The organism is Pontibacter pudoricolor, from assembly GCF_010092985.1.
GTDB classification, from domain to species: domain Bacteria; phylum Bacteroidota; class Bacteroidia; order Cytophagales; family Hymenobacteraceae; genus Pontibacter; species Pontibacter pudoricolor.
In genome coordinates, this window is the sequence record NZ_CP048106.1 from 3,654,029 (window position 1) to 3,675,941 (window position 21,913).

Genomic DNA, 21,913 nt, shown 5'->3' on the forward strand with positions numbered 1-21,913 from the left:
TATACTTATTATTAATTAACCAACCAATGATGAACAAGATCAAAACATTAGTAGTAGCGTTTTTACTGATCAGCTTTGCGTCTTTCGCACAGAGCAGCGACCAGCCCCTGAAGATTGGTTATACTAACGTTGAATACATTTTACTGCAGCTTCCTGAGAGCAAGCAGATAGAGTCGTCGCTTAAAGACCATAGCACACAGCTGGAAAATCAGCTGAAAGGAAAATATGCAGACTACGAAAGCAAACTACAGGCTTACGAAAAAGGTGCTGCCACTATGGATAAAACCATCCGCGAAGACAAAGAAAAAGAACTGATGAACCTGAACACTTCTATCCAGGAGTTCCAGCGTAACGCACAGCAGTCACTTCAGCAAAAAGAGAAGTCTTTAGTTGACCCGGTTATCGCTAAGATCGACAAGGCTATTAAGGATGTAGCAAAAGAGAACGGCTATACTTATGTGATCAGCAACCAGGCATTACTGGCAGGTCCTGAGGATGGCGATATCTCTCCGCTTGTACTGAAGAAATTAGGTGTTGACCCAACTAAGGTTAAAGCTACGCCAGAGCCAGCAGCTGCTAAACCAGCAACTACACCAGCTAAGACGCCTGCTAAAACACCAGCAAAATCTAACAGCAAGAAGAAGAACTAATAACGTATTTTCTTATAGTTTTGAAAGCCGATGTGATAAACTTCGGCTTTCTTTTTATTTATAGTCTATAGTAGCACAATACCCGTGGCAGATTACGAAGAACAGGATATAACAGCAGAAGATTCGGACGAACTATACGAACACCATCGTATTGTAGTGGATAAAGGGCAGGCGCTGCTCCGTATCGATAAGTTTCTGATGGACAGGCTGGCCAATGTTACCCGCAACAAACTGCAGGAAGCCATTCGGGCAGAGTCGGTACAGGTAAACGATAAGCCGGTTAAGGTCAGTTATAAGGTAAAGCCGCTGGATGTGATAACTATAACGCTGGCGGAGCCTCCCCGTGACACGGATATTGTGCCGGAGAATATTCCGCTGACTATAGTTTATGAAGATGAGGAGTTGCTACTGGTAAACAAACAAGCCGGTATGGTGGTGCATCCTGCTTACAACAACTGGACAGGAACACTGGTAAATGCGCTGACTTACTACCTGCAAAACCTGCCTACTGCGCGCAACGGAGAAGGCCGCCCGGGCCTGGTGCACCGCATCGATAAAGATACTTCCGGGTTACTGGTAATCGCGAAAACGGAGTATGCCATGGCTTTTCTGGCGAAGCAGTTCTATAATCATACGATAGAGCGTACTTACTACGCTTTAGTGTGGGGAATACCAAAGTCCGACTCCGGAACTATAACCGGGCACGTGGGCCGCAGCGCCAAAGACCGCAAAGTGATGACCGTTTACCCGGACGGTTCTTACGGCAAGCATGCTGTTACGCATTATAAGGTACTCAGGCGCTTTAAATATGTATCGTTGGTGCAATGTAACCTCGAAACCGGCAGAACGCACCAGATACGCGCACACATGAAATACATCGGCCACCCACTTTTCTCGGATGCGACCTACGGCGGCGATAAAATAGTGTATGGCACCCCAAACGGCTCGTACAAAGCTTTTGTAGATAATGCCATGAAACTGATGCCGCGGCAGGCGCTACATGCCAAATCCTTAGGTTTTATACATCCGGTAACCAAACAGGAGCTGCATTTTAACTCCGACCTTCCCGAAGATTTTACAGCAGTGCTGGAGAAATGGGAGTTGTATGAGAACGAAGCCTAGAACTATAGTTGCAACTATAGACCAGACAACAAGCAGCCATTCACCTTTAATGCCGCTTGCCAAGTTTATCGTCTTCGTCAATGGTTTTCTGGCCGGGGATGATGAGGCGTAATACGAGGTAAACGATTGGAGCTAAGGCAAGAATCAGGACCAACATCAGAATTACTTTCAGCGCCTTCACAAAAACGGAGATGATAATGGCGGAAAGAATGATGGAAATGGTGAAAAGTACCCAGAAGTTGATGCTTTGCCGGCTCATGTCTATGTGAGTTGATTTATAGTTTATACTTCAGTTTCCGGGTTTGGTTTGTTTAGCACCAATTGCCACCTGAAAGCCCACATCCAGCGCAGGCTATAGTTGGTAATACCTGCCTGGGCCATTAACTGCTGTAACTCATTTCTTTTAAAAGCCCGCCACACCGAAAGCGGCGCATCGTGCTGCACTAACCTCGACCCTGAAAAAAGCTTTGTGATGTACTTGATGGAATAATAAGCACACCAGTGACGATGCAGGTCATTAACTATAACAGCCACTTTTGCCTGGCTGTATAGTTGCCGGAAAAGCTGTACCAACTGCTCATCAGTAAAATGATGGCAGAACAGGCTGCAAACTATAATATCGTACTCTTGTCGGGCAAATTCCTGGGAGAAAACATCGTGCTGGGCTATAGTTATGTTGTTATAGTCCTGGCAATGCTGCCGGGCATAGTTTACCATAAAGTTGTTGGCATCTATTCCGGTTAGCTGCACAGCTATAGTTTTGCGGTTTGCCCATTTGGCTATAGTTGTCAATGTATCGCCGCCACCGCACCCAATGTCGGCTATAGTTACAGGTTGATTTTTATAGTTGGCAGTTAATTTATCCAGTGCATCCAGCACTACTTTATGCCCGCCCAGCCAGTTGTTTATTATTTCCAGCTCACGCAGATTTTTCCGCAACTCCTCCCCGGCAAGGGTAAGGTCATCCATTAACTCGGGTTGGTTACTCCGCAGCGCCAGCATAATGTACCTTTAGTAACATCGATTCCAGGGTCAGGCCGGGGCCGAAGGCAAAGCTCAGCACAGGTTCATCTTTCTCCTCCCGCGTCAGGTTATCCATCAGGGCTTTCAACACAAACAGCACCGTTGCCGACGACATATTCCCGAAATCGCGGAGTACCTGGTAGGCGTAGCGGTTGTCGTTGCGGGTCATACCAAGTTCCTGCTCTATCACTTCCAGTATGCGGCGGCCGCCCGGGTGAATGGCGAATAGCTTAACTTCCGATAACGTGGTTTTAAGGCCTTGCAGTAAGCTATCAGTAAGTTGTTTGATGCCGGATTTTATAAGGTCAGGAACGTAGGATGAAAGCGTCATTTCGAAACCTGTGTTGCCAATGTGCCAGGCCATGTCGCGCTTGCCAGCCGGGGCCAGGTCGCAGTGGAAAGACTGTAGTTCCAGGCTCATCTGGTTGCACGGCTTGCCCTGCATCAGCACGGCTGCGGCACCATCTCCAAATAAAGCATTCGATATAAGATGATCCTCGTCTGGGTTATTCTGAAAATGGATGGTGCAGATCTCAGTACAAACCAGCAACACATTGGCGTCCGGATTAGCTTTGCAGATGGCATCGGCAAGTTTTATGGCGTTAAAAGCGGCATAGCAACCCATAAAATTTACAGCGGTGCGCTGTACCGTTGCCGGTAGTTCAAGCCGCTCCACCAGTTCAATATCCAGGCCGGGCGCATACATGCCGGTACAGCTAACAGTTATAAGGTGCGTGATGTCGGAGAGTGCTATAGTTGGAGTCTGTTCCAAACAGTTACGAACCGCCTTTTCAGAAAGATCCACTGCGTGGTGTTTGTACACATCCATGCGTTGTTGCACCGTCGGGAAAGGCGCTAAAGTTGGGGTATTCGGATAAAAGGTGAAATCTCCGTTCTGGCGGGTATAATCCTGTAACACACTATAGCGCTGGCCTATGCCCGAGACGCGGTAAAGGGCTTTTAGCTTGCGGGTGTCCTGCTCTCCGAACTGTAGTGCACTGGCCATGAAATCAGCTACCTGCATCTGTGGTATTACATGTGGAGGGTTAGCCGTTCCGATGGCGCAAATGTAGCTTTTCATGCAGGTTTTTGTGAGGGATATACGAACGATTCTATAGTTGCCTGTTGTACGAATGCGCCTGTATATTAGATGTAATGCCGCTGAACTATAGTTAGAAAGGTGCTCCGTGGGTCTGGCGCATTAAGAGCTGTACGGCAGAAGGCAGGTGTTTCAGCGTTTTTACAGTTACTTCAGAAAGAACAGGGTGGCCAAATAAATGCTGTATCGTTCGGCCAAGTTGCAGGCGGTTGGCAAATTGCTTTTTCCAGGCGTGGCTATAGTTGGCTTCGAGTTGCTGCCGGTTACGGCCGTTTTTAAAATACAGCGTGGTGTGCTCTGCTGCCAGCTTTCCTGCGTGTATCGCCATGGCCATGCCGTTTCCGCAAAGCGGGGTTATCATACCGGCTGCGTCGCCGCACATCAGCATATGGTTCTCTGTACAGGTTTTAGTAGCAAACGATATTTCGTTGATCACTTCGGGCTGGGCATATAAAAACTCCGCTTCGGTAAAGACCCGGTGCAGGTGCGGGTTTTGGTATAGTACGGCCTGCTCCATGGCGGCTATAGTTCCGTGCTGCTTCAGGTTTTGGCGGGTAGTAAGATAGCAAAAGCAATAGGTGTCATTTTCAACAGCCGAGATGCCTGCGTAACCGTCTTTAAAGTTATGAAGCGAAATGACGTCTTTCGGCTGATCATGCTTTACGTGGTACTTCACGCCGATATAGGGAGAGCGCTTTGCAAAGAAACGGCGGTCCAGTTGCCGGTCTAAAGTAGCTCGTTTGCCATAAGCGCCAAGAACTATAGTTGCTGTAAGCTCCTGCCCGTTACTTAACTTCAGCATGAATCTGTCATCCCTGAAAACAACATCCTGCACTGCCGTGTTTAAATTAAAAGTAACGCCCTTTTTTTCAGCTAGTTGATGTAAGTAATTATCCAGCGTAAACCTGCTGATTCCGAAGCCGCCAAGGTCGAGATTGGTTTCTAAACTATAGCCGGAAGGAGCGGTAAGCTGGAAGCGGTTGATACGGGCAGGTTGCAGCTGACTTATGTCGGCTCCGAGGCTTCTAAGGTAAGGCAGCACCTCGTTAGAAACATATTCGCCGCATACCCGATGGAAGGGGTAAGCTTTCTTTTCGATAAGGAGCACCTGTATGCCCTGCTGTGCCAGAAAAAGTGCGCTGGTGAGCCCTGCAAGCCCACCTCCCACAACTATAACAGGCCAGTCAGGTGTATTTGATTTATGCAAAACAGGGGTTGCTAAAATTTGGTGAATGCCCCACTTTTGGAGGGTATAATGCAATAACTATTTAAAAGCTTGCTCGTTTTAATAAATGGAACGACTTTTGTAATTCCCTTACGTAGAAATACATGTTAACGACTCTCTATGAAACAATTTATACTTACGATTTTAGTGACTTTTTCGATGCTGGCAGCGCAGGCGCAGGAACAACCCACCGGGCAGAAAGCAGAGAAAGAGAAAACGCTTACGGTAGGCCAGGATGAAAAGGATTTTACGATATATCCTAACCCGAGCAATGGGGTATTCACCGTGTCACTTGCCAACATGACTTCAAAAAAAGCAGACCTGCGGATTATGAACGTTATTGGCAATGAGATCTATCACGAAACGTTAACCCGCGACAATTCAACGCTTTCTACAACAATAGACCTGAGCCGCTATTCCAAGGCAAAAGGCTTATACTATGTAAAACTGGAAACGGATAATTTTAGTGTGGTGCGTCGTGTAATAGTACGATAAATAACTGCAGAAAAAACAGAAGCGGCAGTCTCTTAAAACGAGCCTGCCGCTTTTTTTGTGCTTATTGTCTTTAAAAGCACACATTTCCCTAAATTTACCGCACACAAACATTTCAGATCAGATGCAACACTTCAATTACCTGTTCCGCGTTCTTCCACTTTTACTGGTGCTTACCACAGCCTGTAAAAAGCCCTTCGAAGCAACTAAGGTTAAGCCCGTCGAAACGATAGCCTTCGGGTCTTGTAACCGCCAGGATCTGCCACAGGTTATATGGCCGGCTGTAAACCAGCACAACCCCGATGTGTGGGTGTGGCTGGGCGATAACATATATGGCGACTCGGAGAACATGGATGTGCTGAAGCAGAAGTATGACATGGTACTGCAGGAGCCGGAGTACAAACAGTTACAGGCAAATGCTAACATAATAGGAACCTGGGACGATCACGACTATGGCCTGAACGATGGCGGTAAAGAATTTAAAATGCGTGAACAAAGCCAGCAACTCTTCTGGGATTTTATAGGCGAGCCCGCCGATAGCCCACGCCGCAAACAGCAGGGCGTTTATAGTTCGCATACCTATGGCCCCGCGGGCAAGCAGGTAAAAGTTATTTTGCTGGACAGCCGTTACCACCGCGATTCGCTGGCCCGCATAAACAAAGTATACCAGACAAACTATACCGGTGATATGCTTGGCGAAGAACAATGGAAGTGGCTCGAAAATGAACTGCGCAACAGCAAAGCGCAGATTAACATTATCGGCAATGGCATACAGGTATTGCCCGAAGAGCAGGTGTTTGAGAAATGGGCCAACTTCCCGGCATCCCGTAAAAGATTGCTGGATATGATTGTAGCTACCAAAGCACCGGGTGTCATATTGCTGAGCGGCGATCGTCATATTGCAGAGATATCTAAAACCGAATTGCCCGGCATGAACTACCCGCTTTACGAAATAACCAGCAGTGGCATGACGCACGTGTATAGCGGCAGCAATGTAGAGCCAAACAAGTATCGCGTAGGTGACCTGGTGAACAAGCTTAACTTCGGGGTGCTGCAGTTTAACTGGGGTGATAAGGTGCAGGTAGAGATGCTGATAAAAGGAAAAGATAACGAAACTTACGTGCACGAAAAGGCAGTGTATTAGTTACTTAGCATAAATCTATAGTTGCGGGCGGCCGGCTTTAAAAAGCTGGCCGCTTTTTTGTTATATCCCTGTAAGCAATTAAACCTTACGGCAAAACAGCTGTCAAACAATCAAAATTTAAAACGAACAGACATGAAGACTAACATCATCCTTAAAAAACTTTTTGTACTGGGCTTAGGTGTTTTCCTTTCGGTAGGAGCCATGGCGCAGGACCAGCAGCAAGGTACTCCGAGAAAGCAGCTGACGCCGGCTGAGCGCCAGGAAAAAATGCTGGAGAACTATAAAAAGAACCTGAACCTAACCGACGCGCAGGCTAAAAAATTAAAAGCCATTCAGGAAGACAGAGTAAAAAATATGCAGGCCATCCGTAACGACCAGAACCTGACCCGCGATGCAAAGCGTGAGAAGATGAAAGCGTTACATACCAGCAAGCAGCAGGAAATTACAGCCATTTTAAATGCAGAGCAGAAGCAGAAATTTGCAGAGATGCAGGCTAAAAGAGAAACCCGTAAAAGTGAAATGCAAGGCAAGCGCGGCGACCACCGTAAAGGCGGCAAAATGAAGCAGCATAAAATGCAGCGCAGCAATTAAGTTTTTTATCTGAGCGGTAGCTTATAGATTAAGTTTGTAAAAAATCTCCCCGATACATCATCCGGGAGATTTTTTTATAGTTATAGTTGCTCAGGCAAAATGGCTTTAGAAATATAGCCTGTATACGTCTCAGCATTTTTACTTAGTCGTACTTTTACAAACAGCGCATCTGTAGTATCCAGAAGTTGAACCTGCTGCGCTGTATCGAAGTGAGCTATAGTTGGGCTGTTAAAGTCCGGTTCGCTGTAAAGTATACCACCTATCAACGGCTTGGTTACCGACAATACATCATCTGGCAGCGGAGTTGGCTTACCGGCTTCGCTGGCTATAGTTGCTTCTGATATATTTTGCGCCTCTCCGTCGGGTTGGCAGGCCTGGCAAACTATAGTTGCAGCTATGATTAATGCGTTTGCCAGTTTCTGCATAGCGGGTGGTTAACTGAAAAATGAACTTGTAACTTCTTTAAGTAGAGGTTTTTGGAAATTACGGTTTCACCCCGGCCAGGGTTAGTTTTTAGCGTTATCCTATCGTTCCTTTCTTCAACTCTGCCAGAATTTCGTAAGAGCGCAGTCGTGCAGCATGGTCGTAGATATGCGAGGTAACCATTACCTCATCCACACCTGTGCTTTCTATAAACTTCTCTAACTCCGATTTTACTGTGGCAGGGCTACCGATAAAACTATAAAGCAACATTTGCTGCACCGCGTACATTTCCGACATATCCCATTTATCATTCATGCTGTCTACAGGTGGTTGCATCTGGCGGGCGGTGCCACGTATCACACTCAGGAAAGACATGTACAGCGAGGTAGCCAGTTTGCGTGCTTCGTCATCGGTTTCAGCGGCTACTACATTTATGCCTGCCATTGCATAAGGTTCTTTTAACGTTTCGGAAGGCTGGAAGCTGTCGCGGTAAATTTTAAGGGCAGTATGCAGCAGTGTAGGCGCAAAGTGGCTGGCAAAGGCAAAAGGTAAACCCAGAATACCGGCCAACTGTGCACTAAACGTACTGGAGCCCAGTAACCAGATCGGTATGTTCAGGCCTTCGCCGGGTACGGCCCTAACGCGTTGCCCTGCACTGGCTGGTGCCAGGTAGCTTCTCAGTTCCTCCAGGTTAGCCGGAAAGTCTTCGCCTGCGCCCTGCAGGTCGCGGCGCAGTGCCATGGCCGTTACGTGGTCGGTGCCCGGCGCGCGGCCCAGGCCCAGGTCTATTCTGCCCGGGAATAGTGTTTCCAGGGTTCCGAATTGTTCGGCTACTACCAAAGGTGCATGGTTTGGCAGCATTATGCCACCGGAGCCTACGCGTATTGTTTTTGTGCCGCCTGCTATGTGCCCTATCAGGATAGAGGTAGCAGAACTGGCAATGCCGGGCATATTGTGGTGTTCGGCCATCCAGTAACGGGTGTAGCCCCATTTTTCGGCATGCTGTGCCAGGTCCAGGCTGGTTTTAAAAGAGTCGGCCGGAGTTTTACCTGCAAGTACCGGAACCAGGTCGAGTACAGAGATAGCAGTATCAGAAAGTGTTGGCTTTTTATCGCTCATGTTCGTTTTTTGAAATATAGTTACCTGATTTACTATAGTGCAACTGGTGCAGCTATAAAACAGGCTGTTTTGATTAACAAACTATAGTTGGTTTGGTTTTACATTTTGCAGAACAGACCCGCTCCCATCTTCTGTTTTCTGTATAACACTCAGGTTGCCTTGCGTCTCCAGCACCACGGCATCTACATTGTGTACGTTTCCTATTCCCTGGCTTCTTATGGCCGCCAGAATTTCTTCTTTAGTAATCCGTTCGCGCTGCATATCCTCTTCCATAAACTTTCCCTTATAAAGGAGTAATGCCGGCTGTGCCTTTACGAGGTGCTGTATTTTCTCTGACCGTACCGAAAGCCAGGTGATACTATACTGTAAGAAAATAAGCAGTGCGAAAGCCGCAGTCCCATCTGCCAGTGTTACATCTTTCGATAAAAGCATGGTTGCCAGCGTAGACCCCAACGCTATAGTCACCACAAAATCAAAGGCGTTCATTTTAGAGAGCGTCCGTTTTCCCGATAGCCTGAGCTGCAGCATAAGCACAACATACGATAACAGGCCTATGCCCAGTGTGCGGAATAAACTTGTCCAGCTATCAAATATAAACTGTTCCATAGTGTTAGGTTTTTAGTTTTAGTACCCGACAGGTGGCACATGGGTTATGATCAACTATAAGCTGTAGTTGTTAAGCCTGATAGTTTATAGCTGCTCTGTTTTCTGGTAATAGGCTTGTATCAACGCTTTACCTTCTTCTGTCTTTGCCAGCGGTTTCATTTGGAGTAGCATTTGCTGCAAGTTCGTTCTCAATAGCCTGTCTTCTTTGCCATAGTCCCAAATCGGTTCTATCGATTTCTCAAAAAGGTCTTCTATAGTTTCTTCCTTCAGTAATATTCTTTCTGTTCCGTGCTCGTCGGTTATAGTTTGGGCCGGATGGTGGTTGATGCGGTAAGTCAGCAGATCGGTGAGGGCATGCAGGCTGAGAATGGCTGTGCCGGGGTCGTTTATGCCGGGGCTGAGCGCTTTAACAGCCACTTCGGTTAGCTGCTTAAAACCATAATAGGGATTTTTTTCGATGGGCTCGCCCCTGTAAAAGTTTAGTGCGACATCCAGCTGCTTTTCCATGGTTTCTGTTACCGGGTTGCTGGTATAAATAGTTAGTATTGGAGTACCGTAAACTATAAAACTGCCTACTGGGTAATGGAACCTGATGATCCAGTTATGCTGGGTGCAAAGGTCAAGCAGCGTTTCCTGCTCTATCCCCTGAAAATAACCTGATTCCCGGGCTGTAAACGCTGTAAAGGTTTTGGGTAACTCCAGCAACGATAGCGCGGAGGCTTTAAGGTGGCAATGGCTTTTTAGTTCATTTAAGGTTTTGGTGTAAATGCGCTCAATAATGGTTTCATACTTTACTGACTGCGTAATGTAGTGCAGGAAATAAATGAACAGGAAGATATCTATGATAGTAAGCAGGATGAGCAGGTAAACACTGAGCGCGGGCACATACACGCCGGAGTCTATATCGCGGATAGTGCTTAACAGAAAAAGTGCGTAAACTATAGTTCCGATGTAAAAGCCAAGCACAATCTGCTGAAAACGGTTGCCAATTAAGCTGCCAAGTACACGGTTGGTCATATTAGACGCCGCCTGGTTCAACAGCAGCATCACCATCGAAAAGCTAAAAACGGTAAGCGATAAAATACCTCCGGCTATAGTTGACGCTATAGTTCGGGCTGTGCTGGCATCTTTCAGGCTGATAAAATCGAGGAGCTTGGCTTTCAGGTTCTTACCCGGTTCAGAGAAGTCGAATAGCAGCAACAGGTACGACAACACCAGGAAACTTAGTGCGATCAGGGCCGGATAAAAGGCAATGCTATTTACTATATTAGTGTAATAGCGCCGTACCCATTTCAGGACGCGTTTCTTCATAGGGCTGGTTTAGTATGCTGTGCTTTGGATATACTTTGCATTTACCCATGCGGTTATGAATAGTTATATGTAAATATGGTAGCAATTAGAAATGCATCATAAAAGCAGGGCAGTTGGATGCACTTCAGAAAAAATCTGAGTGGTTACGTGAGTCAGAACTTTGTCTCCAACCTAAAATCAATTCTACAATTTAGTTTTTAGGCGCCTTAAACAAGCTATAGGTACTTTCCTTAGTACTTTCCTGGAGGAGTTATCTCAGGGGCGTCCAAGTTTTTGGCGCTTTTGCTTATAATCGTATGCAAAAGCACCTAAAGAAAAACTCGGACAAAAAAAGGGGGAATGTAAGCTTCCTGAAATTTTGGGAATTACGATTGATGTGATTCTATTAGCGTTAAAAGTTAGTACTCTTACCGAAGACGAGCTAACACAATCCTTATCCTTTGCGCTTGAGGTATTCAATTTATTGGTAGGGATTTATGGCTTAATAAAAAGTCTCATGAAGCACAGTGAACAGTAGAATGTGCTGGCCATCATTTTCTGGGGAGGGTAACAAAAAAGGCTGCACCATAGTTAGGTGCAGCCTTTTTGTGGCCCCGACAGGAATCGAACCTGTATCTAAAGTTTAGGAAACTTCCATTCTATCCATTGAACTACGGGGCCGGGTAGTGTTGCGGCAAAATTAAAAAATAATACCTACAAACCAACCTGTTCGGCCACCGCTACGCCCTCCCGGAAATAAGCGATAGAAATGCCAAAGGCGATTACCGTTAGCACCAGGCCGATCATAAATATGGTATAAGAAATGCGCAGGATTTTGTACTTGCGTTTCAGCACCTCACCCAGGTAATAAATATCGGTTATCATGTTGTTGTAAAGCGACTTCTTATCGCGCATGATATTGTGCATCCCATGCTGGAAATCTTCGAGGGGATATTAGTGAAGTTACCAAAAAAGAGCAGGTTTACCTTCCGGCTGTTCATTTTCTCCTTTTTAAACGAGAAGCTCGTAATTTCAGGCTGCGCCGAAATAATAGCAGTAACAACAGAGCCGAGAGCAGTCAGCAGCAGCGTGCCTATAGGTATAAGCAGGGAACGGTGCTGTGCAAACTCCGGCCCCGAAACGGAGGTTTTGGTACTCAGGTAAGTAATTACCACCGACAGGATAATCGCATTCAGGCTGATCATCATGTTGGCTTTATTGTCGGCGATGGCGCTTAGGTCAAGATGCGTGCGGTATGTGTTCCGGAACATGGTCTCGATACCGCGTTTAGGTTGAGCCAGTGTTTCCTGGTGCTTCTTATCATCCTTCTTCTTCTTTTTAACCTCTTTGCTCAGGCGGTTGCGTTGCTCCTGTATATTTATGCCAAGCTGGCCGGCATATTTGCGTTGCGCCTGGTACGTATGAAACGTGGTTGATAACAGGAAATCCATCTGGAACTGTGCCCATTCTCTATCCGAAAAAGACCTGTCCTTAAAAATCTCCCACTCCACGCGCAGCAGCTCCGCTGTGCTAAAAAAAGTATCCTTACCAATATTAGACATATCGGCATCTACAAGCAGTTCCTGTAAAAGGGTGGTAGGTTCAAGGCTGTGCTTAGTAGCTAGTATACACTCCGCAATGCGTTCTATGCGCGGGGCAGGGTGCTGTTGCTGCTCCAGCCATTCACGGGCAAAACGTATACTTTCTTCTTCGTGTCCATCATAAACATTAACGTACCCTGTATCATGAAACCAGGCAGCAAGCAGCAGATCCTGCAGTTCATCTTCAGGTAAGTGCTGCATTTCACCCAGGTCGCGGGCTTCGTTTACAGTTTCAAAGGTGTGTCTGTAGTTGTGGTATACAAGCTTTCTGGACAGCTGATTTTTGAACAGTTTAAAAACATACTCTCCGGCTTGCTTTACAATTGTGTTATTCTCCATAATAAGGCTTTTCTGCAGGTGCCATGTGTGTTGAGGCAGGCGATATACTATTTAATAAGACAAAGCATTTGCCCTGCATTACCTGCGTTACGGTGTAATCCTGTTTTTGTTAGCTGCAGGCGCTGTAGCTGTGTTTTAAGGAGTAACCAACAGTTATAACTAAAAAAACATTATGCTCGTTATTTACATCAGTCCGGCCGTATATAACTGCTATAATATATTTGGCAGGTTATAGTTCGGCTTACCTGTTTATAACCGGGCTATGCCTGCGTGCTGCACCAGCTCAAAAGGCTTTGCTTACCATAACTATGAGAAAAAAATACACTTCATGGCACTCCGCCTGCTTTAAGTCTGGTGTGGTGATGTTTTTATTTATACTGAGTGCCTGCACCGGTCACGATGTATATTTTGGGCCGCAAACTGCAAACTGGGAAACCACCAAACCAGTTAAAAATAACAAAGTAATTTATACGGTCTTCCTGATAGGTGACGTAGGTTCTCCCGACCTGGTAAATGGTGAACCCTCGATAAAGCTGATGCGCCAGCAAATGATGGAGGCCGGAGCCCAAAGCACAACTATATTTTTAGGAGATAATGTGTACCACAACGGCTTGCCTGAACCTGGCGCTTACGACCGCGAGGTATCTGAAAAGCGCTTAAATGCGCAGCTCGATATTCTGAAGGGCTACCCCGGCGAAAAGTATATGATCCCGGGCAACCACGACTGGAACCACAGCGGCCGTGGTGGTCTGGAAGCTGTTATGCGCGAGCAACGGTATGTTAACGAATACCTGACGGATGAAAATATAGTTGTTGGCGGAGACTTTTATGTGCCGGGCAACGGCTGCCCCGGGCCCTATGAAGTAAAGATCAGCGACGACCTGGTACTGATCGCCTTAGATACCGAATGGTGGCTGCATCCCTTCGACAGGCCCTATGGCGAGAACAGTGACTGCGGCGCTGCCACAGAAGTAGACCTGCTCATACAACTCGAAGATATCATTGAAAAAAATGCCGGTAGCGATATTATGATCGTGGGGCACCACCCGCTCAAAAGCCGTGGCGTGCATGGCGGGTTTTTTACATTAAAAGATCACATATTCCCGTTTACCCTACTCCGTGAATGGATTTATCTTCCGGTGCCGATTATCGGTTCTATTTATCCGTTTGCGCGTAAATACGGCGGAATTCTGCAGGATATACCCCACCCGCGCTACCAGGCCCTGATACAAGGCCTCTACAATATCTTCGATAAATACGACAACATTATTTATGCCGCCGGCCATGAGCATGCCCTGGAGTATTTTAAGCATAACAATACAGGACTTATAGTTAGCGGATCAGGTTGTAAGATACAGGACATACGCGGTGGCGGGGATGCACACTATGCCGAAAAGATAAAAGGCTACGCCAAAGTTTTATATTATGAGAATGGCGAAGTATGGACAGAATTCTGGGCACCGGAAGGCGATGGGGCTACAGGCAAGATCACGTTCAGGACGCCGGTATATGCCAAAAAGCCGCGTAAAGAGCAACCGCTGGTACAGGACGAAACAAATTATGCCGACAGCACCCTGACGCTCGCTGCCAATACAAACTATAAAGTTGGCGGCGTAAAGCGTTTTTTACTGGGCGAGCATTACCGCCAGGAATGGGCTACACCGGTTACCATACCAACCCTGGATATGAAACACGAACAGGGAGGCCTGCGGCCATACCAGAAAGGCGGCGGCCGGCAAACTACATCCCTGAAGGTACGCAACCCCGATGCCCGCGAGTTTACCCTGCGCAGCGTGAACAAAGACCCAACAATGGCCCTGCCGGAATACCTGCGCGAAACCGTTGCCCGCGACCTGTTACAGGACCAGATATCGGCGCAGCACCCGTATGGTGCGTTGGTTGTGCCTAAACTGGCCGATGCTGCCGGCGTGTACCATACTAACCCGAAACTGGTGTATATACCCCAGACCCCGTATCTGCGCCAGTATATGGATGAGTTCAGCAATACGATAGCTTTTCTGGAAGAGGATGCTGATGAAAACCACGAGGACGTGGCAAGCCTGGGTAATGCCGAAAACCTGGTCGGTACTGATAAAGTGCTGGAAGAACTGCAGCAAGACAATGATAACCAGGTAGACGAACAGGAATTTGCCCGTGCCCGCCTGCTGGATATGCTCATTGGCGACTGGGACCGGCACGAAGGGCAGTGGCGCTGGGCCGAAAAGAAAAAAGAGGGCAAGAACGGAGATATGTACATACCCGTACCCGAAGACCGTGACCAGGCTTTTTTTAAAGTAGATGGCTTACTGCCCTGGCTGGCTACCCGCAAATGGAGCATCCGGAACGTACAGAATTTTGGCTACGACTATGGCGATTTGGTTGGCCTGAACCTGAGCGCTCAGACCGTTGACCGTACCTTCCTGTCCAGTGTTTCGCGGCAGGACTGGCTGCGCATTGCCGAAGACATTAAGGCCAATATGACCGATGCTGTAATAGAGGAAGCCGTACGCGAGCTGCCCGAAACTATAGTACCGATCTCCGGACCTGAAATTGTTGCCAAACTCAAATCAAGAAGAGATGAACTGCCGGTGGCCGCAGCAAAATACTATAATTACCTGGCCAAACTGGTAGATATTGCCGGCAGCGATAAACACGAACGTTTTATAGTTGACCGGGTAAACGACGAAGAAACCAACGTGACAGTTTACAAAATCACCAAAGAAGGCGAACTGCGCGATACACTATATAAACGCACTTTTTATACCAACGAAACCAAAGAGATCAGACTATACGGCCTGGGTGGTGAAGATGAATTTATAGTTAACGGCGATGTAAATGATGGTATAGTTGTGCGCATAATTGGCGGCGGCGGCGAAGACGATATAACAGACAACTCCAACGTGCGCGGCTTTAAGAGATATACTATAGTTTACGACCTCAAAACAGGTAATAACCTTGTGTTTGGCCCTGAAACCAGGAATGAAACCTCACATTATGTGGATGTAAACTTCTACGACCGTAGCAACTATAAGCAGCCTTACATTGGCCCGAGGTTATCGTTTGAATATAACGTAGACGACGGCCTTTTTATAGGTGCAGGCATACTGGCACGCACGCATAAGTTCCGGAAAGATCCGTATGCAGCCGAACACCTGTTTGAAGCTAACTATGCCTTCCTTACTAATTCCTATAATATCCATTACAGCGGCGATTTCAGGGAGGTGATGGGAAGCTGGCATGTGTTGCTTGACGGCAACGTGCAGGGACCGCAATACCAGCGCAATTTTTATGGTCTGGGCAACGAAACAGAACAGGCCTCTGATGTAGAGGAAGCATACTACCGTGTACGATTCGAACGTCAGCAGGTAAGCGCTATGCTATATAAAGATGCGACTTCGTTCTTTAAAATAGGAATTGGGCCAACGTATGATCGCTTTAAAGTAAATACTCCGGCCCAGGAGAACTTTTTAGTGGATGAAGCTAGGGCCGGTAATCTGAAACCGGGAACCTACGACGAAGTGACCGGCACTTTCAAACCACAGGAATACGTAGGCCTTGAAGCGTTTGCCAACATGAACGTAGTAGGTGGCGGTACACAAACCAACCCAAGAATAGGGTTGCGCTGGTATAACAGCATCAACTATAACTACCAGTTAGGCTCGCCGTCGTTAGACTATATGCGGCTTAGCTCCGAGTTCAGGTTTTACCTTACACCTAACTTCCCGTTTCAGTTAACCTGGGCTGGTCGCATAGGGGCCATGCATAATATAGGCGAGTACAGATTTTACCAGGCCAGTACATTGGGCGGTGCCGAAAACCTGCGCGGTTACAGGCGCACACGCTATGCCGGCCGCAGTGGCATTTATGCCAATGCTGAAGGACGTATCCAGTTATTCGATTTTAATCTTTACCTGGCTCCAGGCAGGTTTGGCGTGTTAGGCTTATACGATACAGGCCGCGTATACCACGACGAAGACCGGGCGCAAAGCTTTATTAAAAGCCTGCACAATGGCTACGGGGCAGGTATCTGGGCTGATTTCCTGAACCGCACCGTGTTTACGTTAACTCGTTCTTTCAGCAAAGAAGATAAGCTGTGGATGCTCAACTTCGGCTTCCAGTTTTAAATTAATGCACTTTAATAAAAGAGAGTCGTATGTAAAACCTGCGGCTCTTTCTGCTTTACAGACAGGCCATACTATACACTATAAAACTATGAAGATCACAAAGCTACTTTTAGGAGCGGTAACTATTCTTTGTGCTATAGGGCAGGCACAGGCGCAGGGCCCGGATGAAGAACTACTTGAAGAATTTGCCAGCCCGGGTGTGCGCAACATGGGTAAAAGCCGGGGCATCGTGCTGAGTTATGAACGACTTCCACAATTCGATATAGAATCTGATTCCAAAGACCCGCGCATTGAAAGCGGAAGCGGACGCGTGCGGCGCAATAATAAGTTTGAGGCCCGTGTTTATGCGCCTTTGGTTAACAGACCTCAGACTAAAGTTATTTTCGGAATAGACTATGGCATGGAAGAATTTAACTTCGAAAATGTATCGCCGGCTTCTTACCCTTTGTATAGCTACCTGGAAGATAAAAACCTGCAAAGCCTGGGTACGCAGCTGGCCTACCTCCGTTCTGTAGATAGTCGTCGGTTTTACCTGATCCGGGTAAAAGGTGAAATAAATGGAGACTGGGGGAAAGACAATGCCAGCCATAACTTAATAGATTATCTAAAATCAACATTTGAGGCGGGTTACGGCTGGAAAAAATCTCCGGACTATGTAATTGGAGTTGGTTTCCAGGTTGGGTACACATTTGGCAGAAAAAGCATTTACCCGGCCGTTATCTATAACCGTACCTTTAACGATACCTGGGGCGTTGAAGCCATCTTCCCGGCCAACACAAGAGTGCGCTACAATGTAAACGAGAAGACGTTGCTTTACACTGGGTACAAAATAGATGGTGCGAGCTATAACCTGTTTGTAGATGAAGGACCTTTATCAGAGTTTAAAGAAATAGAACTGCGCCGTACCGACTTTAAAGGCTTTTTAAGGCTGGAACGCGAGATCTACGATTTCCTGTGGTTCTCTCTTGAGGGCGGCTTCAGGCAATACTACCGCAACCGTGTATTCGATGAGATCGGTTCTCAAGACGAGATTCTGAAAAATGATCTGGCTGGCGCAGGCTATGTCCGTGTCGAGTTATATGCTGTGCCACCAAGGCGTTTTATGGAGAAGAAAAAATAGTAGTAAAGTTAGTGTAAGAGATTTCTGAAAAGGGTTGCAACTATAGTCGCAACCCTTTTTTGTTCCCCGACCTGTCATTTCGAGCGAAACCGAGAAATCATATGTGTTCTATAATCCCACGTTTGTCATTTCGAACAGCGTGAGAAATCTGGGTTCTATAGTTTACTACTCTACTATTCAAACCAAGCCTTTACTTCCATAGCCTTCTTTACTCCTGGGAGCTCTACTTGCCTACAGTTTCAATTTAGCTTTGGTGCCCTCACGGCCGGGAGGCCCCGTCTTCGGGCATCGCGCTGCTGCTTTCTTGCTACCCTCGTACCTCGGGTTGCCTGACGGCACCGCAACAAAGCAAAGGCGCTCAACCCAAAGACTGCGATCAGCTCGATAGCTAGCTTTTAGTTGCTTAGAGAAACTATAGTTGCATCGCTTTATCGTGGTTGTATTTCCGTTGGGACAGGTAAACCTGTCCTGTGCGTGGTCTGTAACTATAGCTAATTCAGATTTCTCCTTTCGTCGAAATGACAGATTGAAAAGCAGTTGCAGAAAGTCACCCTTTGAAGGGGGCAGGGGGATGATAAACCGCGACTATAGAACTGTGACCACTAATTATAGCAAAGGCCGGAATTCCCCTCTCGGGAGGGGTAGGGGTGGGTTAAAACGCCAATTATAAACTACAGCCTAAACTATAGCAAAGGCCAAAAGCACCTTCACCTGTTATGGGGAAGGCTGGGAAGGGGTAAAACGATAGCCCAAACGATAACCCTACCATACAAAAAGAGCAGGCTGTGAATTAACGCAACCTGCTCTTTTAAATAGATATCTTAAAACATTACTTCCGTTCAGCTTTCATGCCTTTCGGTATAAGGCTGCGGAGGTAATCGTACGTGGCATATTGAGACCTTGTTTCTTCGGTAGAGGTTTTTTCCACGTAGCTGTTATTAACCTGGCGGGCTTTGGTATTGTCGCAGCGTTGCAGGTCTATAATGGTGCGAACCTGGTCTATCAGACCCTGCTGATACAACGGGAAAGCAACCTCTACGCGGCGGTTCAGGTTACGGGTCATCCAGTCGGCAGAGGCGACATAATATTTCTCGTCTCCGTTGTTATGGAAGATATAAACGCGGGCATGTTCCAGGTAACGGTCTACAATGCTTTGCACTGTTATATTTTCGCTAAGGCCCTCTATACCCGGCTGCAGACAGCAGATACCCCGCACCAGCAACTCTATTTTTACGCCTGCCTGGCTGGCCTCATATAGTTTACGGATCATGCGATCATCCTGCAGGGCATTCATTTTAAGGATCATGGAAGCAGGCAAGCCTTTCTTCGCATTCTTTACCTCCTTCTCAATTAACTCTACAAACCGCTCGCGCATGTTAATAGGCGCCATCAGCAAGTGCTTGAATTTTTTATCCGGCTGGCGGTCTATAAAGAAATTGAAGACCTGTTCCACATCTTTTGTCAGGCGGCTGTCGCAGGTAAACAGGGCATGGTCAGCGTAAATTTTAGAGGTGTCTTCGTTATAGTTACCGGTGCTCAGGTAGGCATAGTTTACCATTTTGCCGTTCTCGTTCCGGGTTATCAACCCTAACTTGGAATGTACTTTAAGGTCCGGAACGCCCAGTATAACATTGGCTCCTGCTTTTTGCAGTTTACCCGCCCAGAATATGTTAGACTCTTCATCGAAGCGGGCTTTTAGCTCTACAACAACCGTTACCAGCTTGCCATTTTTAGCAGCCTTGGCCAGGGCCTTGGCAATTTCAGAACCATCGGCAACGCGGTATAGTGTCGCGCTGATGGCTGTAACGGCAGGATCGGTGGCAGCCTCGTTAAACAGCTTCACTATATAATCAAAAGACTGATACGGGTAATGTACAATGTAATCCTGCTTCTGCATGGCTGCCAGTATGCTTGGTTCCTTTTCCAGCAAGGGGTGCACCAGCGTAGGCTGCGGTTCATACTTCAGTTCAGGCAGATCGAAATTCGGGAAGCCGAAAAAGTCGCGGAAGTTATGGTACTTGCTGCCCTCTACCAGTTCTTCGTCTGTTATACCGGTATGCGCCATTATTTCATCAAGCAGGGGCTGTGGTGTTTCAGGGTCGTATAGTAACCGGGCAGGGGTGCCTATTTCACGTTTTTTCAGTCCTTTCTTTATTTTGGTCATCAGGTTAGCCGAGATATCCTCTTCAATATCCAGCTCCGCATCCCTCGATACTTTTACTGCATGTGCATCAAACTTGCTGTATTCCGGGAATAACAAAGGCAGGCAGGTACGGATGGCGTCATCTATAAACATGACATACCTGTTGTTCTTCTGAGTGGGTAGTTTTATAAAGCGGCTGCCATGTTTTTTAGTTGGCACTTCCAGCATAGCGTATTGCTCTGGTCTGGTGGTGCCTTTTTTTGCGCCATTCATCTGCACACCCAGGTAAACGGTCTGGTCTTTCAGGAAAAAGTGCGTTTCGTTATCGTCCATAACCATGGGCAATAGCAGCGGCTGCAGGTTTTCTTTAAAATATGTGGTGACGAATTTCTTTTGTGTGGCAGTAAGGTCGCTCTCTGTCAGCAGGTGTATATTCTCTTTTTTAAGGTCGGCCAGAATGCCTTCACGAAATACCTCGCCGAATTCATCCTGCTGTCGCTTTACCTCTTCCAGTACCTGGGCTAGCGTCTCTGCGGGGTCGGTATCCAGTTTTTCGATTGTTTTACGCTTTAGTTTTACCAGGCGCTTCAGGGTGGCCACGCGTACTTTAAAATACTCATCCAGGTTTGATGAGAAAATGGCCATAAACTTGATGCGCTCCAGTAAAGGCACCTTTTTATCGCGGGCTTCCTGTAATACTCTATAATTAAAAGCAAGCCAGCTAAGCTCCCGGTTAATAAACTTCGGCTCTGTCTGGTGCTTCTTTTTTTTCTCTTTTTCCATTTTAGTAAGGTTTGTGCCGGCAACTATAGTTTGCAGGTTGGTGCAAGTGCAGCAATATGGTGTAGTGTAAAGCGGGCGCTCTACTCGTAATTTTTCGGGAAGTCGAAGAACAGGAACTCAGCGTTGTCGTGGTTAATCTCGTACCAGCTTTCACATTCAAAGGTCAGGGCAACTATACCGGCAGTAGGAATGCTGCCCACTGCTTCCGGCGATAACATGTTCGCAAACTCAGTAAGCGCGTCGTTATGGCCTACCAGCATCAGGCTTTCAGTTTCTAAAGGTGTCTCCTGCGCAACCTCAAGCAACATGTTCTTGTCTGCGCCATAAATTCGTTCGTCAATTACAATGTCATCAGGATCATAGCCAAGCTCCTTGCCTATCAGGGTAGCTGTAGAAATAGCACGCACTGCCGGGCTCGACACGATCAGGTTGGGTAAAACGCCACGCGATGAAAGTTCCCGTCCCATCAGGGGGGCATCGTTACGTCCGCGTTTATTCAGGGGTCTGTCGTGGTCGCTTAGTTCCTCAAATTCCCAGCTCGACTTAGCGTGTCTCAGGATATATAATGTCTTCATGGGATCAATAATCATTCAAACCGATAGCATATTCAAAAGTTACTATGGTTCTGTGTCTTTACTGAAAGTGATGGGAAATAGTTGTGGTAGGGGAGGTTGGGTAATGGATTGTCATCTTGAGAGAAGTTGAAGTATTTTGATTGTTCTATAGTTTCTCGTTTGTCATCCCGAGCAAAGCCTAGGGATCTTATGTGGTCTATAGTTCTCTTTTGTCATTTCGAACAGCGTGAGAAATCTGAGTGCTATAGCTGCAGTTACAACCTAGCCTTTTCTTCTATAGTTTCTTCTAATCCTGGGAGCTCTACTTACCTATCGTTTCAATCTGGCTTTGGTGCCCTCACGGCCGGGAGGCCCCGTCTTCGGGCATCGCGCTGCTGCTTTCTTGCTACCCTCGCTCTGCTCGGTTTGCCTGGCGGCACCGCAACAAAGCAAAGGCGCTCAACC

19 protein-coding genes and 1 tRNA gene are annotated in these 21,913 nt (G+C 47.0%); 7 read left to right on the forward strand and 13 right to left on the reverse strand.

From position 1 onward, the window contains the following. Window positions 1–26: 26 nt before the first annotated feature. Entirely contained in the window at window positions 27–650 is a 624-nt protein-coding gene (locus GSQ66_RS15835; RefSeq protein ID WP_162428350.1) for an OmpH family outer membrane protein, read from the forward strand. A gap of 84 nt (window positions 651–734) precedes the next feature. Further along, complete coding sequence (locus GSQ66_RS15840) at window positions 735–1,772, forward strand: RluA family pseudouridine synthase (RefSeq protein ID WP_162428351.1); 1,038 nt, start codon at window positions 735–737, stop codon at window positions 1,770–1,772. Between the two features lie 46 nt (window positions 1,773–1,818). Here GSQ66_RS15840 and GSQ66_RS15845 read toward each other — a convergent pair whose 3' ends face one another. The 4 genes from GSQ66_RS15845 to GSQ66_RS15860 form a co-directional block, all read right to left on the reverse strand. Next, window positions 1,819–2,031 carry a hypothetical protein gene (locus GSQ66_RS15845; protein ID WP_162428352.1) on the reverse strand — a complete coding sequence of 71 codons (213 nt, stop codon included), beginning with the start codon at window positions 2,029–2,031 and terminating at the stop codon, window positions 1,819–1,821. A gap of 23 nt (window positions 2,032–2,054) precedes the next feature. Continuing rightward, on the reverse strand, window positions 2,055–2,774 hold the full coding sequence (locus GSQ66_RS15850) for a methyltransferase domain-containing protein (protein WP_162428353.1): 720 nt from the start codon (window positions 2,772–2,774) through the stop codon (window positions 2,055–2,057). Then, entirely contained in the window at window positions 2,755–3,876 is a 1,122-nt protein-coding gene (locus tag GSQ66_RS15855) for a type III polyketide synthase (RefSeq protein ID WP_162428354.1), read from the reverse strand. The genes GSQ66_RS15850 and GSQ66_RS15855 overlap by 20 nt, the downstream gene beginning before the upstream one ends. 91 nt (window positions 3,877–3,967) lie before the next feature. Then, complete coding sequence (locus GSQ66_RS15860; protein WP_162428355.1) at window positions 3,968–5,101, reverse strand: NAD(P)/FAD-dependent oxidoreductase; 1,134 nt, start codon at window positions 5,099–5,101, stop codon at window positions 3,968–3,970. Window positions 5,102–5,239: 138 nt separating this feature from the next. Between GSQ66_RS15860 and GSQ66_RS15865 the strand changes: the two genes are divergently transcribed. The 3 genes from GSQ66_RS15865 (at window position 5,240) to GSQ66_RS15875 (ending at window position 7,346) form a co-directional block, all read left to right on the forward strand. Further along, window positions 5,240–5,614, forward strand: a complete 375-nt coding sequence (locus GSQ66_RS15865; RefSeq protein WP_162428356.1) for a T9SS type A sorting domain-containing protein — start codon at window positions 5,240–5,242, stop codon at window positions 5,612–5,614. Window positions 5,615–5,735: 121 nt separating this feature from the next. Continuing rightward, complete coding sequence (locus tag GSQ66_RS15870) at window positions 5,736–6,755, forward strand: alkaline phosphatase D family protein (protein WP_162428357.1); 1,020 nt, start codon at window positions 5,736–5,738, stop codon at window positions 6,753–6,755. A gap of 132 nt (window positions 6,756–6,887) precedes the next feature. After that, a complete protein-coding gene (locus GSQ66_RS15875; protein ID WP_162428358.1) occupies window positions 6,888–7,346 on the forward strand; it encodes a hypothetical protein in 459 nt (152 codons plus the stop codon). 80 nt (window positions 7,347–7,426) lie between these two features. Here the strand turns inward: GSQ66_RS15875 and GSQ66_RS15880 are convergent, their stop codons facing one another. From GSQ66_RS15880 to GSQ66_RS15905, 7 genes are all read right to left on the reverse strand, one after another. Next, on the reverse strand, window positions 7,427–7,771 hold the full coding sequence (locus GSQ66_RS15880; RefSeq protein ID WP_162428359.1) for an SH3 domain-containing protein: 345 nt from the start codon (window positions 7,769–7,771) through the stop codon (window positions 7,427–7,429). A 94-nt stretch (window positions 7,772–7,865) separates the two neighbouring features. Continuing rightward, window positions 7,866–8,888, reverse strand: a complete 1,023-nt coding sequence (locus GSQ66_RS15885) for an LLM class flavin-dependent oxidoreductase (RefSeq protein WP_162428360.1) — start codon at window positions 8,886–8,888, stop codon at window positions 7,866–7,868. Window positions 8,889–8,969: 81 nt separating this feature from the next. Beyond that, the gene (locus tag GSQ66_RS15890; protein ID WP_162428361.1) at window positions 8,970–9,494 is read right to left on the reverse strand and encodes a DUF421 domain-containing protein; all 525 of its coding nucleotides are present in this window, start codon (window positions 9,492–9,494) and stop codon (window positions 8,970–8,972) included. 84 nt (window positions 9,495–9,578) lie between these two features. Then, complete coding sequence (locus GSQ66_RS15895) at window positions 9,579–10,805, reverse strand: DUF2254 domain-containing protein (RefSeq protein WP_162428362.1); 1,227 nt, start codon at window positions 10,803–10,805, stop codon at window positions 9,579–9,581. Window positions 10,806–11,393: 588 nt separating this feature from the next. Further along, window positions 11,394–11,465, reverse strand: a tRNA-Arg gene (locus GSQ66_RS15900). A gap of 33 nt (window positions 11,466–11,498) precedes the next feature. Then, on the reverse strand, window positions 11,499–11,699 hold the full coding sequence (locus GSQ66_RS19090; RefSeq protein ID WP_262887834.1) for a Pycsar system effector family protein: 201 nt from the start codon (window positions 11,697–11,699) through the stop codon (window positions 11,499–11,501). After that, window positions 11,666–12,724, reverse strand: coding sequence for a Pycsar system effector family protein (locus GSQ66_RS15905; RefSeq protein ID WP_262887835.1), 1,059 nt, complete (start codon window positions 12,722–12,724; stop codon window positions 11,666–11,668). Before GSQ66_RS15905 ends, GSQ66_RS19090 begins: the two co-directional genes overlap by 34 nt. Window positions 12,725–13,032: 308 nt before the next feature. On the opposite strand from GSQ66_RS15905, the gene GSQ66_RS15910 reads away from it, so the two are divergent. Together GSQ66_RS15910 and GSQ66_RS15915 are read left to right on the forward strand one after the other, a co-directional pair. Continuing rightward, on the forward strand, window positions 13,033–16,848 hold the full coding sequence (locus GSQ66_RS15910) for a metallophosphoesterase (protein ID WP_162428363.1): 3,816 nt from the start codon (window positions 13,033–13,035) through the stop codon (window positions 16,846–16,848). 4 nt (window positions 16,849–16,852) lie between these two features. Beyond that, window positions 16,853–17,968: a DUF6268 family outer membrane beta-barrel protein gene (locus GSQ66_RS15915; RefSeq protein ID WP_162428364.1), complete on the forward strand. Its 1,116-nt coding sequence runs from the start codon at window positions 16,853–16,855 to the stop codon at window positions 17,966–17,968. An 829-nt stretch (window positions 17,969–18,797) separates the two neighbouring features. Here the strand turns inward: GSQ66_RS15915 and ppk1 are convergent. Both ppk1 and GSQ66_RS15925 read right to left on the reverse strand, forming a co-directional pair. After that, window positions 18,798–20,894 carry a polyphosphate kinase 1 gene (gene ppk1 / locus GSQ66_RS15920; protein WP_162428365.1) on the reverse strand — a complete coding sequence of 699 codons (2,097 nt, stop codon included), beginning with the start codon at window positions 20,892–20,894 and terminating at the stop codon, window positions 18,798–18,800. Window positions 20,895–20,974: 80 nt separating this feature from the next. After that, window positions 20,975–21,469: a SixA phosphatase family protein gene (locus tag GSQ66_RS15925; protein ID WP_162428366.1), complete on the reverse strand. Its 495-nt coding sequence runs from the start codon at window positions 21,467–21,469 to the stop codon at window positions 20,975–20,977. Window positions 21,470–21,913: the final 444 nt, after the last annotated feature.

Excerpts from the sequence above, each read along its gene's own strand:
- GSQ66_RS15835 (WP_162428350.1), top strand. The coding sequence starts at position 27 with ATGATGAACAAGATCAAAACATTAGTAGTAGCGTTTTTACTGATCAGC.
- GSQ66_RS15845 (WP_162428352.1), bottom strand. The coding sequence starts at position 2,031 with ATGAGCCGGCAAAGCATCAACTTCTGGGTACTTTTCACCATTTCCATC.
- GSQ66_RS15850 (WP_162428353.1), bottom strand. The coding sequence starts at position 2,774 with ATGCTGGCGCTGCGGAGTAACCAACCCGAGTTAATGGATGACCTTACC.
- GSQ66_RS15855 (WP_162428354.1), bottom strand. The coding sequence starts at position 3,876 with ATGAAAAGCTACATTTGCGCCATCGGAACGGCTAACCCTCCACATGTA.
- GSQ66_RS15865 (WP_162428356.1), top strand. The coding sequence starts at position 5,240 with ATGAAACAATTTATACTTACGATTTTAGTGACTTTTTCGATGCTGGCA.
- GSQ66_RS15870 (WP_162428357.1), top strand. The coding sequence starts at position 5,736 with ATGCAACACTTCAATTACCTGTTCCGCGTTCTTCCACTTTTACTGGTG.
- GSQ66_RS15875 (WP_162428358.1), top strand. The coding sequence starts at position 6,888 with ATGAAGACTAACATCATCCTTAAAAAACTTTTTGTACTGGGCTTAGGT.
- GSQ66_RS15880 (WP_162428359.1), bottom strand. The coding sequence starts at position 7,771 with ATGCAGAAACTGGCAAACGCATTAATCATAGCTGCAACTATAGTTTGC.
- GSQ66_RS15885 (WP_162428360.1), bottom strand. The coding sequence starts at position 8,888 with ATGAGCGATAAAAAGCCAACACTTTCTGATACTGCTATCTCTGTACTC.
- GSQ66_RS15890 (WP_162428361.1), bottom strand. The coding sequence starts at position 9,494 with ATGGAACAGTTTATATTTGATAGCTGGACAAGTTTATTCCGCACACTG.
- GSQ66_RS15895 (WP_162428362.1), bottom strand. The coding sequence starts at position 10,805 with ATGAAGAAACGCGTCCTGAAATGGGTACGGCGCTATTACACTAATATA.
- GSQ66_RS19090 (WP_262887834.1), bottom strand. The coding sequence starts at position 11,699 with ATGCGCGATAAGAAGTCGCTTTACAACAACATGATAACCGATATTTAT.
- GSQ66_RS15905 (WP_262887835.1), bottom strand. The coding sequence starts at position 12,724 with ATGGAGAATAACACAATTGTAAAGCAAGCCGGAGAGTATGTTTTTAAA.
- GSQ66_RS15910 (WP_162428363.1), top strand. The coding sequence starts at position 13,033 with ATGAGAAAAAAATACACTTCATGGCACTCCGCCTGCTTTAAGTCTGGT.
- GSQ66_RS15915 (WP_162428364.1), top strand. The coding sequence starts at position 16,853 with ATGCACTTTAATAAAAGAGAGTCGTATGTAAAACCTGCGGCTCTTTCT.
- ppk1 (WP_162428365.1), bottom strand. The coding sequence starts at position 20,894 with ATGGAAAAAGAGAAAAAAAAGAAGCACCAGACAGAGCCGAAGTTTATT.
- GSQ66_RS15925 (WP_162428366.1), bottom strand. The coding sequence starts at position 21,469 with ATGAAGACATTATATATCCTGAGACACGCTAAGTCGAGCTGGGAATTT.